The organism is Metallosphaera javensis (ex Sakai et al. 2022), from assembly GCA_021654415.1.
GTDB lineage: Archaea > Thermoproteota > Thermoprotei_A > Sulfolobales > Sulfolobaceae > Metallosphaera > Metallosphaera javensis.
Window position 1 is genome coordinate 1,043,673 of sequence record AP024487.1, and the last position, 12,562, is coordinate 1,056,234.

Annotated in this window: 16 protein-coding genes; 4 read left to right on the top strand and 12 right to left on the bottom strand. The window is 47.5% G+C overall.

Annotated features, from left to right (window positions below; translation table 11 throughout):
- Positions 1-213: 213 nt before the first annotated feature.
- On the top strand, positions 214-786 hold the full coding sequence (locus tag QVC96_RS06115; RefSeq protein WP_238027145.1) for a hypothetical protein: 573 nt from the start codon (positions 214-216) through the stop codon (positions 784-786).
- 289 nt (positions 787-1,075) lie between these two features.
- Here the strand turns inward: QVC96_RS06115 and QVC96_RS06120 are convergent, their stop codons facing one another.
- The gene (locus QVC96_RS06120; protein WP_287690095.1) at positions 1,076-1,258 is read right to left on the bottom strand and encodes a hypothetical protein; all 183 of its coding nucleotides are present in this window, start codon (positions 1,256-1,258) and stop codon (positions 1,076-1,078) included.
- Positions 1,259-1,372: 114 nt separating this feature from the next.
- Between QVC96_RS06120 and QVC96_RS06125 the strand changes: the two genes are divergently transcribed.
- The gene (locus QVC96_RS06125; protein WP_287690253.1) at positions 1,373-1,903 is read left to right on the top strand and encodes a hypothetical protein; all 531 of its coding nucleotides are present in this window, start codon (positions 1,373-1,375) and stop codon (positions 1,901-1,903) included.
- Between the two features lie 237 nt (positions 1,904-2,140).
- On the opposite strand, the gene QVC96_RS06130 is transcribed toward QVC96_RS06125, so the two are convergent.
- Positions 2,141-2,863, bottom strand: coding sequence for a carbon-nitrogen hydrolase family protein (locus QVC96_RS06130; protein ID WP_238027147.1), 723 nt, complete (start codon positions 2,861-2,863; stop codon positions 2,141-2,143).
- Entirely contained in the window at positions 2,860-3,987 is a 1,128-nt protein-coding gene (locus QVC96_RS06135; protein WP_238027148.1) for a CBS domain-containing protein, read from the bottom strand. The genes QVC96_RS06130 and QVC96_RS06135 overlap by 4 nt, the downstream gene beginning before the upstream one ends.
- Positions 3,988-4,034: 47 nt before the next feature.
- Between QVC96_RS06135 and QVC96_RS06140 the strand changes: the two genes are divergently transcribed.
- Positions 4,035-5,081 carry an acetoin utilization protein AcuC gene (locus QVC96_RS06140; RefSeq protein WP_238027149.1) on the top strand — a complete coding sequence of 349 codons (1,047 nt, stop codon included), beginning with the start codon at positions 4,035-4,037 and terminating at the stop codon, positions 5,079-5,081.
- On the opposite strand, the gene purT is transcribed toward QVC96_RS06140, so the two are convergent.
- The 8 genes from purT to QVC96_RS06180 all read right to left on the bottom strand — a co-directional run bounded on the left by purT (position 5,082) and on the right by QVC96_RS06180 (position 11,140).
- Positions 5,082-6,269 carry a formate-dependent phosphoribosylglycinamide formyltransferase gene (purT, locus tag QVC96_RS06145; RefSeq protein ID WP_238027150.1) on the bottom strand — a complete coding sequence of 396 codons (1,188 nt, stop codon included), beginning with the start codon at positions 6,267-6,269 and terminating at the stop codon, positions 5,082-5,084.
- Positions 6,270-6,325: 56 nt separating this feature from the next.
- Entirely contained in the window at positions 6,326-6,928 is a 603-nt protein-coding gene (locus QVC96_RS06150; protein ID WP_287690254.1) for a hypothetical protein, read from the bottom strand.
- Positions 6,929-6,950: 22 nt separating this feature from the next.
- A complete protein-coding gene (locus QVC96_RS06155) occupies positions 6,951-7,418 on the bottom strand; it encodes a hypothetical protein (protein WP_238027152.1) in 468 nt (155 codons plus the stop codon).
- 98 nt (positions 7,419-7,516) lie between these two features.
- Positions 7,517-8,164, bottom strand: a complete 648-nt coding sequence (locus QVC96_RS06160; RefSeq protein ID WP_287690255.1) for a phosphatidate cytidylyltransferase — start codon at positions 8,162-8,164, stop codon at positions 7,517-7,519.
- A gap of 74 nt (positions 8,165-8,238) precedes the next feature.
- On the bottom strand, positions 8,239-8,652 hold the full coding sequence (locus QVC96_RS06165) for a DUF3211 domain-containing protein (RefSeq protein WP_287690256.1): 414 nt from the start codon (positions 8,650-8,652) through the stop codon (positions 8,239-8,241).
- A gap of 155 nt (positions 8,653-8,807) precedes the next feature.
- Positions 8,808-9,581: a DUF929 domain-containing protein gene (locus tag QVC96_RS06170; RefSeq protein WP_287690257.1), complete on the bottom strand. Its 774-nt coding sequence runs from the start codon at positions 9,579-9,581 to the stop codon at positions 8,808-8,810.
- A gap of 364 nt (positions 9,582-9,945) precedes the next feature.
- Positions 9,946-10,131: a hypothetical protein gene (locus QVC96_RS06175; protein ID WP_287690258.1), complete on the bottom strand. Its 186-nt coding sequence runs from the start codon at positions 10,129-10,131 to the stop codon at positions 9,946-9,948.
- 28 nt (positions 10,132-10,159) lie between these two features.
- Positions 10,160-11,140 carry an FAD-binding oxidoreductase gene (locus tag QVC96_RS06180; RefSeq protein ID WP_287690259.1) on the bottom strand — a complete coding sequence of 327 codons (981 nt, stop codon included), beginning with the start codon at positions 11,138-11,140 and terminating at the stop codon, positions 10,160-10,162.
- Between the two features lie 34 nt (positions 11,141-11,174).
- Between QVC96_RS06180 and QVC96_RS06185 the strand changes: the two genes are divergently transcribed.
- On the top strand, positions 11,175-11,999 hold the full coding sequence (locus QVC96_RS06185) for a hypothetical protein (protein ID WP_425597982.1): 825 nt from the start codon (positions 11,175-11,177) through the stop codon (positions 11,997-11,999).
- Here the strand turns inward: QVC96_RS06185 and QVC96_RS06190 are convergent.
- On the bottom strand, positions 11,884-12,537 hold the full coding sequence (locus QVC96_RS06190; RefSeq protein WP_287690260.1) for a hypothetical protein: 654 nt from the start codon (positions 12,535-12,537) through the stop codon (positions 11,884-11,886). The genes QVC96_RS06185 and QVC96_RS06190 overlap by 116 nt on opposite strands.
- Between the last annotated feature and the right edge of the window lie 25 nt (positions 12,538-12,562).

Here is a 12,562-nt window from a genome sequence, read left to right on the forward strand (position 1 = left end):
ATTGTGTAAAAACGCCTTAAGCGAGATGGGTTCCATCAAGCCAAATGTGACTGAGGCAATAAATATTTGAAGGTTTAATTGCGATATACTTAGATTTTTATCTTTTTCACTAAGTGGAACACTATATTTGGAAGGATTCCCTAGATTTCCCGTATATGAATGTGGAAAGAGATCTAGTTTGTCTTATATAGAGGAATGTAGAGGATACGCATAATGAAACCACTATACATAGGTCTAATAGCCCTGGCCCTGTTGGGCTCAGGGGTAGCAGCTTCCTCTGTGGCAGGATTTGGACCCATAGCCTACATAACATATCATATAATATCAAATCAAGGAAATGAAAATATCACTATCATACCTGCGAATATAAATCTAGGAAATCTAACACCAGGTATGAAAGGAAACGTCACAACCAATGCTACAATTACATTGACTAAGTCAGATAATTATACTGTAATGTTATTACATGTAGAGAAGCTGAAGAAAGACTTTTCGCGCTTCGTTGTGGAAATAACTATAGATAACCAAACCTTCAATGTGAGCGAGCATCATCCATATCACGTAATACAGCTCCAGAACGGAACTTATCAGGTGGTCATAAAAATATTCTATACGGTGTCCATGAACCCCAAGGGAGATCTTAACGTTAGTAATGAACCGCTATTGATCATACATCCTGGAATCATGAAAGATCATGGAGACCATGACCATGGAGACCACGGGAATGGAAATCAGAATTCACAGGGTAGAAATGATAATCAGGATAACGACCAAAACGATAGCTAAGATAACCGATTTTTCATTCTTATCTATATTCTCCGAGAATTCTTCTAGGCACAAAACACAGGTTGCTTCCATCGGAGAAAACCTTAATTATTTTCTGGTAAATATATTGTTAGGGACTGTCCGGGGATACGGACAGGATGATACAAGTTTAAAACGTGTTTGTCTTCACTCTCTAGATGATTGCTTCTGTTGACGAATCTGGGAATCCTTCTGTCAACGATCCCTTACCCTTTGTGCTGAGCATAGCATTAATTCAGGACGAGGAGGGATATAGGAAGGGGTTTGGGTCTCATTGAATTTCAACTTTGTATTCAATTCTCGACCCTTGGAGTTCACCGAAGTCGCGGATTAACCCCTTCATCCTTCTCACTCCCATTAGGGGGATAACCCCACTCACCTTACGGTGAGGAAACCCCCACATCTTACGTTTCTTTTTCCTTCCCCCACCACTATTCGGGAATTTATCATCCACATCTAGGGTAGGGATCTAAGAAATATATTGAATGCAGAGTATTTAAACTTCACACCTTTATGGAAACAGTTTTCAACGGCGTATGAGAACGTCTCACTAAAGCTCTTCAATGAAATGAGGATCTTCAAGTATTCAGCTGATAGACCCAAGAAGAATGATCCACGGGGGCTCAACGTAAAGGGTTTGTTCATAGAGTCGATCTCGCCGTATGTCTCTTCCATCTCAGTGATAATTGAGAAGCACGAGGACATAAAGAACCTAGTGATAGAGACTTACGGTAAGTTGATTGCAAATCACTTGGGCGAATTGATTATTAGTATCCCCGGCTCCTCGAAGATAAAAGTAGTGTATGATAGGGTCCCCCTATTCACGTCCAGCGACAAGGAGTTCATTGCCACAAATCTTTATAAATGGATCAAGATTGCCAAACATTTAAGGCCCTATGTAGTTGTGGACCTGTCAGGGAAGGACAGGGATATATGGATCTCGGCCGCGGATTACGTGGCAGGCGTTACTAGGGATAATGTGTTATGCGGAAAAGGACTGGTGATTGGAGAGTACTGCGATCTAGTGGAGGATTGGATAGGCTTACTTAAGCCCAAGATAAGGTCTTACACAACAGAGGACGTGAAGGATCTCAGGTAAGTTATCGAACGTAAGGTAATGATATTGGGCTAAGTTGTATTGACACATGTACCGAACTTAACGACGGGAAACCTGTCCGTAAGGACAAATCGTGTGGTGAACAATTGTTTCACAATACTAAAGAGCTCGCTTAAGTTCAGTAGGACGTCGACATTGTGATTTCCATTAGGACCCATAACTAGCCTACACAATTAGCATGAAAGATGAGGTCAACACAGACCCCTCAAGAACGACTATCTAACCAGTGCTCAGCTCCTCCACCGAGAACTGTACCAACTCCCTCAGTCTATCTAACCTTAGATGAAAATAACTCATTGGGTCAATGTCCACGGTGACGAAACCGTCCTCCTCTCCCATCTCCGCTACAGCTTTCACATCCACTATTTCTCCTCTCCTGTAGGGAACCACTGCAATACTTCCTCCCACGAAGTTTGGAAGCTCAACCGCATTTGCGTTGATCACTGCTATCCTATTCTCCAGTGCACGCATCCTCACATATTCCCTCCACTTATCCATACCCTCTCTGCGAATCTTGGATGGGACCAAGAGAACTTCAACTCCCTTGGAGAACAGAGCCCTAGGAACCTCGGGGAAGTCGAGATCGTAACATATGACTATGCCTATCCTGACCCCATTCACGGTGAAGTAATATAGCGTGGTTCCAGGTATGAGCTTTCCCTTCTCATTCCCAAAAAGATGAATTTTCTTTGCTATGCCTGCAATCTGTCCCCTGGGCGTTATTATGGGAGAAATGACTGAAACCTCGTCCTCTACTGCACCAGGAACAATGAAAGCGGTGTACTTTACAGCCAATCGTTGAAACTCAGCCAAGGGAAGGTCGTCTAGGGTCTTCACCCACTTCTCAGGTAAAAGGACTACCTGCGATCCGCTCTCCAATGCCTTCTCTGTGTTACGAAGCGCTGACTCTACGGTGGTGGGTTGCACTATGGCTATTTTCAAATTACCTCTTCCTTGTCACCCTTTTTTTCCTGGATTCTCTTTAATCTTTTTATTAACCTTTGCTCCAACGTATCCACGGCCCTCTTCACTGCTGCAACCGGATCCCTATCACTGTCGTTTGCCACGAAATTTCCTATCTTGGTGGACACGTTAACCGAGACCTTATAGAGGGGTTTGCCCTGACTTGAGGCCTCCTCCTTGAAGGACACCCTGAAGTTATTTATGTCCACGAACTTCTCAAGCTTGGATAGATATCTCTCCAGAACTCCATCCAGCTGTGCCTTCAGCTCCTTGTTCCTCAGACCTGAGGTGAGTTTGGCCTCTATGGGCATTGATAGCTGGAACTTGGACTCGAGGGACTTTATCACATCTATTCCACTGATAACTCCTGAGACGAAGTCACCCTCCATGACTGGGGCTCCTGAGATCTTGTTCTTCAGTAGTTTCTGGGCCACATCCTTGAGGAGATCCGCACCGGACACCGTGATCACGGGGGAAACCATGATCTCCTTTAGCGGGCTTGCCATCACCCTTTCCTCCTCGCTCAGGATGGAGGCCCTCTTCCTCTCGCTCAAGGGAGTGTAGAGGGCGTTCACAATGTCCCTCGTGGTAACTATCCCCACTAGTTTCCTGTCTTGGACCACCGGAATCCTTGAGATGTTGTCACGAACCATTATCCACCTAGCCTTGGCCACCGAGTCTTCCGGGGAAAGGGTAACAGGCGGTGAGCTCATGAATTCCCTCGCTCTCCCAGTCTCTAGCTGACCTGAGTTCAGAAGGTGAGAGAGGACCTGCTCCCTTGTGATTAATCCCAGGAGGTTTCTGGAATCATCAGTGACCGGGATTGCCCTTGCCTTGGTTGTGTAGAACTTGACTATTACCCTGTTGAAATCATCCTTCTTGGAGAGGGAAACCACTGGAGAGGCCACGTTTATGATCCTTGTCTCCAGATTAACTCTTCTCCTGATAAGTTCCTTGAAGGAGAGAATACCAACTAGCTTCCTGCTGTTGACAACTGGAACAACCCATTGATTAGTTTCCTTCATTTTATTGAGCACATCCCTGAGCCTGTCGTTGGAATTTGCAACTAGGGATGGGCTCACCATGAGTTCTGAGGCGCTCATGATGTCACGTGTAATCTTTTATTAATCTGATTATAAAAGCTACTAGGATGCACAGAACTGTTTTCGTTTGGGATGACGCTTACCTCGATTACTCCTTTCCGGGGGAGCACCCCTTTAAGTCCTTGAGGGAGAGCAGGGCCAAAAGGTACATGGAAGAGAGGGGGTTCTTTCACCACGTGGAAATGAGGAAACCAGATCCTGATGACGAGAACATTCTTCTGACCGTGCACTCTAAGGATTACGTGGATTTCGTGAAGGTGAAGAGTCGGGATGGGGAAGGACTACTTGATTACGGTGATACTCCCGCGTTTAAGGGAGTCTTTGAGAGCGCCCTGAGGAGAGTCATGGGGAGCGTCACGGGGATTAGATTGCTGGCACAGGGATATGACCACGCGGTTAACGTTGGGGGAGGCCTGCATCATGCCCAGTGGGGCTCGGCCTCAGGGTTCTGCGTATTTAACGATGTGGCCATAGCTGCCAAGGAGGGGGAGAAGTTCTTTAAGAGGATAGCCATTGTTGACGTGGACGGACATCACGGCGATGGAACTCAGGCATTGCTTTACGATGATCCTAACGTATTGAAGATATCCCTTCACATGTATCATAGGGGGTTTTTCCCTGGAACCGGAGAGATCAACGAAATTGGTACCGGTGAGGGAAAGGGCTACACAGTTAACGTCCCCCTGCCACCTGGGACTGCAGATGACGCTTATCTTTACGCCTTCGATAATGTGGTTATTCCCCTTCTAGATAGATTTCAACCAGAGGCCATAATTGTTCAGGAAGGGGGAGACTCGCACTTTGACGATCCACTTGTGGAGCTTAAGTTAAGTACCAGAGGCTACCTGGCACTCATTAAGAGAATACATGACTTCGCGCACAAGGGGACGGGGAAAATCCTCCTACTTGGAGGGGGAGGCTACAATTATGACGCCACGGCTAGAGTGTGGACAATCTCAGTGGCTGAACTGGCGGGGATAGGTGAACAGGAGGTTGAATCTCTACACGACTGCTGTTTCACGTCCTCAAGTTCGTATATAATGGAGAGGGTCAAAGAGGTTGTGGAGAAGGTAAAAAAGGTACACGGGATTTGATCACTTGACTAGAATCAGGGAAGAGGCTTTCCTAGCCTTCTCTCTTGCCTCGTTTACGTCATTGCCGTTAGCAAGGACTACGCCCATTCTCCTCTTATCATAAGTGGAGGGCTTACCGAACAGCCTCACCTGCACTCCCGGGATGGAGAGCGCCTTTTCCACGTTTAGATAGGATGGGGCCCAGGTTTCGTACTGGGCAAGGATCACGTGAGATGCTGCTGGTGTCAGAACCCTCACCTGTGGTATGGGTAGACCAAGCGCCGCCCTGACGTGAATCTGGAACTCACTTATGTCCTGACTTGCCAAGGTAACTAGCCCCGTGTCGTGAGGCCTCGGCGATACCTCGCTGAAAAGTACCCTGTTCCCCGTGACAATTATCTCCACTCCGAATATCCCAAGCCCTCCCAGCTCGTTAACCACCCTGGTGGCATATTCCCTCGATCTAGCAATCACCTCTTGGCTGACAGTGGATGGTTGCCAGGATTCCACGTAGTAGTAACTGGGCCTCTGATGCTCTATGGGTTCCAGCGTCCTAGTCTCTATGGATCCGTTGTTCATGTGACGGTAAGTAAGAACTGTGAGCTCCGTGTCCACTTTGACGTATTCCTCAACTATCACGGTTCTGCTCTTACCTCTGGCGTGGGATACCGACTCCCTAAACCCCTTCTCCACCTCATCCTCAGATTTCACCAGTACGTGTCCGTGACCGCTGGAGCTCATCTCGGGTTTCAGGAGGCAGGGAAATCCAACCTCCTTACATGCCCTTCTGGCCTCCTCCTCGTCGCTGGCAAAGGCATACCTAGTTGTGGGCACGCCAACCTTCTCCGCTGCCAGCTTCCTCAACTGCATCCTGTTCATGCACGTTTTAACGGCATTGGCATTCGGTATTACCCTCATACCCTGATCTTCTAGGTCCAGTAGGGCATCGGTATCTATTGCCTCTATCTCCGCTATCACTGCATCTGGATTCTCCCTCTTTACTATTGTCCTAATTGCGTTGCCGTTGAGCATGTCCACAACGTACTTTCTGTGGGCAACGTGCATTGCAGGTGCCATATCATATCTGTCCACGGCCACAGTCTCTATTCCCATCCTTTGTGCCTCTATTACCATCTCCTTTCCCAGCTCTCCGCTTCCCAGAAGCAGAATCTTCTTTCCATTTCCCACCAATGGGGTTCCGAGTTCCATGCGGGCTATTACTTAGCCAACATAAAAATGTTTCGGAATGATTGAAGAAAATTTACTTAAACAAGTAAAAGAGAATGAAGCCAGTTCAGTAGAGGTTTCTGATCCACGAGGAAATTGGTGAAGTATCTCCATCCACTGGGCACCCTACAGCTGGAGGAGTAGGGTAATACCAGGGCACCTGTGGGAAATCTGGTGGAGTACTCCTGTAGCTGATCGTAGTTATAGAAGGATATCTTGGCCTCTACGGGAATTCTTCCCTCGACCAGCATATCCGGGATGTTGTGATATCTCTCGCCCGTGAGCCTGAATAGCGACTCGAAGGTCTTTACGTGTCTCTCCACCTTAAACTGGTGAGATAGGGTCCTGTACACGAACTCCTCGAAAATATAGCCCATGACCCTGTTCAGGGAGATGAGCCTGGCCTTTCCAGGATAGGCCAGCACGGGAAGGAGATCCACATCAACTCCCGTGAGTTGGGAGAGCTTCTTCACCTGTTGCACCAGGGAGGCCTCCTCCCTAGAGAGGTGAAATACCGGATTCTCAACCCTTCTATCACCTGAGAGGACTGAGACCAAGGAGCCGTCAACGAAAACCAGCACCTCTCCCTTTTCGTCAGGATAAAGTTCCCCATTAATCAGGGAATAGCGGAAAATCTGCACACAATAAATGGTCCATCCTTATCTAAAGTGATTTTCCGTGAGTGTGTTCCTTGACGCGGAACATCTTCCAGATCCTTATATGCGTCTCCACGGCCCCTCGGTCTCTGAAATCTATCTTTAGTTGCTTCCTCTGTTCCTCCTCACATCCAACGCAGTCGTAAAGTATCCATCCTCCCTGAAATTCCCAGGAGTCATAGTACTCAATGGCTCTCCACCCCTTCATGGAGACCATTGCCCTCAAATCTTCCAACCTCATCACGGGAAACGCCACATAGTTCCTGAGCTTGAGATAGCCCACCTTCATGATTTCAATGTTTTTTGGATGTATCAACACCGTTACCTGAGAGTGCAATGGATCTATATCAGACATCTTCACCAGCTCCACGACATCCTCCTGCGAAGCGTAAACCGCTGCGTTCTCCACGTCCTGAAACAGGTCCCTCAAGTACTCCCATTCAGGGAGCTTGGACCCGAGAAGCCATGATATCATTGGAAACCGTTTTAACTCTTCAGCCCAATAAAGTTAAACAGTGATGACGTGACGGTTTACTGACCGATGAGGAACGTTTCCCATTCCTGATACCACGTTTAACCTAACTTCACTGCGGCCAGTAGGAACGCGAAGGACAGGAAGGACACGCTGAGATTATCGTCCAGGAGGGGCAGGATTTCCACCGCGGTCGCAATAACCGCAGACAACAGTCCGGGAACAGACAGGAGGACATATCCAAGAGGTGCTGTCAACACCAGCATTCCCACCGATCCCCAGAACCCCTTAAACCTTCTCCCGTAAACGTAGTTCCTCACTATCCCTGTAACCCCATCCCCAAAGGACATGAAGATCAGGGGTAACAGCGCTACATAGAGGTACCTGTTTCCCAGTTGCCAGAAGTTGGGCTCTAGGACCCACATTATCAGCAGAATGGTACCAAAGGAGAAGGAGAAGAATACCTCCCCCATATTGTCAGACTCCTGGAACCAAGACATAGGTTGTCTCAATCTCCTGATTAGCAGATAACTCGTCATTAGGTAGGAGGCGACTATCACCACAAGCGGGGAGGATAGAAGGAAGGGAGAGGTGATGGCGACCACTCCTCCCCCAGCCATGTGTATGAACTTTCTTGCCACGTACGTATTCGTTTTCTTTGCGACCAATTTCGAAAGCTTCAGGGTCACAAGTCCTACCCAGACAACATAGATGACCCCTATTATCACGTCATTGAGTGTTATTAGCATCCGACACTACACTCGCATCAGAGATTAAAAGATTTGGCTATTCACGTGAGTCTTTTGCAAATTATTAACCCTTTTTACAATTTTCTCTTAATTCTTTCCAATCTCAGGTCCTCCTCTAACCCATCCATGAATTTGTCTAGCCATCCCTGCAATAGACCCTTGGAGAAGCGTTCCATCCAGCCCTCATACTCCAGCTTAATCGAAAGCTCGCCCTGTCTTAATGAGATAATCAACCTCCCTGTACCAAGGTTGTCACCATGGGATAACGTGAACGGATATACGATCTCGCTGGTGGATACGAACACATTTCCCTTCACTTCGTGATCAAAAAACATATACTTGGCCATGGCAGAGAACGACTTTCCTGAAACTTCGAGCCTCCTGACTGTTGGGAAGAGCCTAGGTATCACGAACTGGGGGTCCGACATAATTAACCTAATGGCCTCGGTGGAATGATCAGTTGACCCGCTCTTGGAAAGTACTATCATAAGGTCAGCATAATTATTATAAGATTTATACTCTTTAAACTTTTCGTTTATTTGGGTTTAAAATCAAGGAATAGAGTTATAAGAATGAAAACTATTAGATTGGCTGTATATTCATAAATAGTACTAGAGGGGTAAAAATGGAAATTTTTCAAAAGTCAGGTGGGGCACTGAGAGGCAAGTGGGCCTGCGGCCTCTAGGGTGGCATTTTGAATGAGTTGGGCTCCTTGAATTAACTGGGGAAACTGGTCAATGTGAGTTAAAACGTATTGCGGACTGTAACCTGAAAGGATGTTGGGATTAACAATGGGCGTGGTCACAATATATGTTCCTCCAGGTCCTGAGATCAGTATGGCGAAATTCAGGTGGGGCGGATTAACATAAAGAGCTGATGGTTTCCCGTAGCTGGTCACCGGAACCTGGGTCTCGTACTTTATTACAAGTTGAGCGACCTGGGGAGATAATCCCATTTCAGAGTACTCATGCTCCAAGATTTGCTCTCCTGCCTGAACCAGTTGACCCTGTGGTATTGGGGTACCGTTATATGAGGCATTCAGATACTCGTTATATACGTAAGCCACGTAGAATTGAACAACTGAGGTTGAATTGAACTGGGTAAAGATGAGACCGGGTATGCTGGCCGGACTGTGAAGGGGATCAGAGTAATGTAACTGATAACTGAAGTTTCCGTAATTCTTTAGGGCGTCATAGATTGACCAAGAGGCAGCAGCGCCAACTGGGCAACCTATCCAGGACTGCTCAACGATTATAATTTTCCCCTTTGGTGCCAGATCCTGATTGCTGACCTTTACGAACTGGCCCGGAGGAATAGACTGAGCGTTGGTTACATATATCTTTGAAATGTAAAGGGAAAGAAAACCAACTACAACCACTATTACAACAGCTATGGCTATCGCTCTGGACCTGTTCACGAAATATCAGCTTTTTTAGCCATTATAAATGTGTTTTCAAAAATTGAACGAGGAATTATCTAACGACAGCAGTTGAACTCCAGTTAGTCTATGGGTCAGGAGGAATTACAAGGTGTGAACTGCCCCAGCCTCACAATGGGGCTTCTTGGTTCATTGACCACGCTCGATCCCCTCCACCCACAGCGTCGAATGGAATCCATCCTTGACGCCCCCGTGCGGGAGGGGCACGGAGGCATTGGTATCCTCAAGCTTGACTTTGGTTCCATCCCTAGGTGGCCATCCCATGTGACCGCACGAAGGGGTTTAGCAGGCCACAGTAGATTTACGTATGTTATCATTTTTCTTCGAGCTATCCATCCCCACCTCACGATGGAGTCTTCCGCCTCCTTAACCTCCAAAGAGATAAACCTAGGACCTCTTTCGTCTCTAATTTGAGGAGGAACTTCCACAGTGGAATTATCCTTATTTTCGTGCCATCTCTCTCAATGAGGTCCTCTAAGTCCCAGCTTACAATCACATTTTCATAAGTTGGGGAAAACTGGGCCTTCACCAGATCGATATCCCCCTTCCTTTAACTCTCATATCTCGTGTGGCTCCCTCCCAATGGTGAAGCTTGTTACATGGGAAAACCTATCTAGGAAGTACTCCTGGACCTTCTCCCCTCTCACGATAAAGTCCACTAGTAGCTTGGCCAGCCCTGGTCCCACCTCTGCCCCGTATCCGTCTAAACCACCTGCATAGAGGACTCTATCAGTAATTGGGCCATAGGCTGGTCTCATGTCCGGGGTTCCTTCACAGAATTCTCCGGCAGTATAGAGCGGAACTAGGGAACCCAGTCTCTCCCTTGCCCTATCCAGAACTTCGTCCTCCTGCACCGTAATCCTTCTTCCAGGGGGAGACTCTATGGCCCTTCCGTCTCCCACTATGGCTATTCCTGTTCCAAGTCCCAGGAGGGGTCTGGAGTAGAACCCCTTCTCGTAGTCGTAGACGAAATGATTACCCAGTTCCCTCATCCTGCTGGCCACCAGCGTTGCCCAACAATAGTAACTCTTAGATTTCACCTTGAGAAGACACGGATTCCAGGGCCCAGCGACCACCAGATACCTATCGGCGTGAAGCTCTTTCCCATCAAGGTAAACCTTCTCCTGGAGTAGATCCACCTTGGCCTTCCCCCGTACGAAGGGAACCGAAGATATTAACTTGGATACGTAAACCAGCCTATCCCCTCCTCTAGCAACAATTCCATCACTCTTGAGCCAGTCCACGTACGTCTCCCCGATCTCTACTCCTGCCCTCTCCCAAGAGTTTAATACATCCTTGCCAATCTTCCCAAGGGTTATGGAGACGAACTCCCTCATGGGAACTGAGAACTCTCTATAGAAATCTAGGCTCATCCTCGCCAGTTCAATGTCCTTATCCTTGAGGAGAAGTGAATGAATGAGACTGGGAAAGACCCTTCTCTCCCCTGACTCCACTACCACCACGTCGTGGCCCAGTTTCCTCAACATGTGATAAAGCGAACTTCCAAGGATTCCCCTTCCAACTATGACGAACTTCAACGAAGTTTTTGAAACTCCTGTGAGATATAAGATTATGGAAGTATTCGAGGGCTTTATGCTTGAACACGGAGGTGCTATCTGGTCAGTAAAGGGGTGTCATCATCCCGATGGCTACGCCGTGGCGACGCCCAAGTACTTCAAGGGAAGGAAGATAAAGACGCTGAGGGAGGGAATGGAGGTGGTGAGGGAGCATTTTCCCCATTACCTGAAGTACGTTGCCGAGATAGGATTCAAGGTTCCCCTGGTGCCCCTGAAGGATAGCCAGATTCTGAACCCCTTCACGAGGAAAGTGACCGATCCGCATCTGCAGGAGTTCATGGATCACTTTCATGACGTTGGTATCACAGGCAGTTTCCTCTATCTTGGAAATGGAGGCGATTTAGACCTGTTGAGCACCAATCCGAGAAACTATGAGGTGCTGGCTGAGTTAAGAAGGAGAGGAATAACTTCTCCTCTTAACGAGATTAATCCCGTGGAGGTTGAGGTCCTCGACTCTAGGGACTTCCTGGATCTGAAGTTACACAGAATTCTGGAGGGAAAATTCAGGGGTTATCCCTACACCTTCAAGATCGTTGAGTGTGAGGATTTTGGAGAAGTAAGATACTCGGAAAAATTCAACGGTACCGTTGTGGTGGAGAGGGCACTGAAGCCCTTCTCCCTGCCGGTGAAGTACCTGACCTCCGGGGGTATGGTCCTGACCAGCTTCAGAACGAGGTTCACAGAAATACCTGAGGGGTCCATCCTTAAGGTGAGGGGGCTCCTCCTCCATAGAAGGGACTTCCTGGACTTAGACCTTGATCTTGCGGAGGAGGTGAAAATACTAGGGCCTGGGAAAGGGAATTTAACCTGTTCACCATGAACCCAAAGGTAAAACCATTGGTTATTATGGTGAGTATCTCCATACCCACCTGATCCGGAACATATTTCCCACCCAATCCCAACTGGTTCTGAAGCAACATGAGGTTTCTTATCCTGTTGTACTCTCTACCAAGGTAGTAAGTAAGGGGTATCACGTTGAGGAAGGGTATTTGATTGATCACCGAGAATAGCAATAGAAGCAAGAACATCTTCACCTGACTATCCTTGGGAGGAGTCAGAACTCTCAGGTTCTGATAGCCATACAGATAAACGGGAGAGTTCACGGGATGGGACTCCACATAGGACCTGAACTTCTCAAGTGTTGAGGAGTAAAGGGAACTTGCCTCACTCACGGTTACATACGTTTCATACACCATCGCTATTCCAGTTATGAAATATACTGCCAGGAAGAGACCCACAATTGATGAGACCTTACCGAGGGAAAGGCCACCCAGCACGGAGAACGGTATGCTCAGCAAGGCCAGTAGTCCTGACACTGAATGTGCAATCCCAACCAATATTGTGGCTACCTTGTTCATAATCCTTTTATGGAGTTAATGGGTA

Coding starts and splice junctions, on each gene's coding strand:
- QVC96_RS06115 (WP_238027145.1), top strand. CDS start 214: ATGAAACCACTATACATAGGTCTAATAGCCCTGGCCCTGTTGGGCTCA.
- QVC96_RS06125 (WP_287690253.1), top strand. CDS start 1,373: ATGAGGATCTTCAAGTATTCAGCTGATAGACCCAAGAAGAATGATCCA.
- QVC96_RS06135 (WP_238027148.1), bottom strand. CDS start 3,987: ATGAGCGCCTCAGAACTCATGGTGAGCCCATCCCTAGTTGCAAATTCC.
- QVC96_RS06140 (WP_238027149.1), top strand. CDS start 4,035: ATGCACAGAACTGTTTTCGTTTGGGATGACGCTTACCTCGATTACTCC.
- purT (WP_238027150.1), bottom strand. CDS start 6,269: ATGGAACTCGGAACCCCATTGGTGGGAAATGGAAAGAAGATTCTGCTT.
- QVC96_RS06155 (WP_238027152.1), bottom strand. CDS start 7,418: ATGATATCATGGCTTCTCGGGTCCAAGCTCCCTGAATGGGAGTACTTG.
- QVC96_RS06160 (WP_287690255.1), bottom strand. CDS start 8,164: ATGCTAATAACACTCAATGACGTGATAATAGGGGTCATCTATGTTGTC.
- QVC96_RS06165 (WP_287690256.1), bottom strand. CDS start 8,652: ATGATAGTACTTTCCAAGAGCGGGTCAACTGATCATTCCACCGAGGCC.
- QVC96_RS06185 (WP_425597982.1), top strand. CDS start 11,175: ATGGAAGTATTCGAGGGCTTTATGCTTGAACACGGAGGTGCTATCTGG.
- QVC96_RS06190 (WP_287690260.1), bottom strand. CDS start 12,537: ATGAACAAGGTAGCCACAATATTGGTTGGGATTGCACATTCAGTGTCA.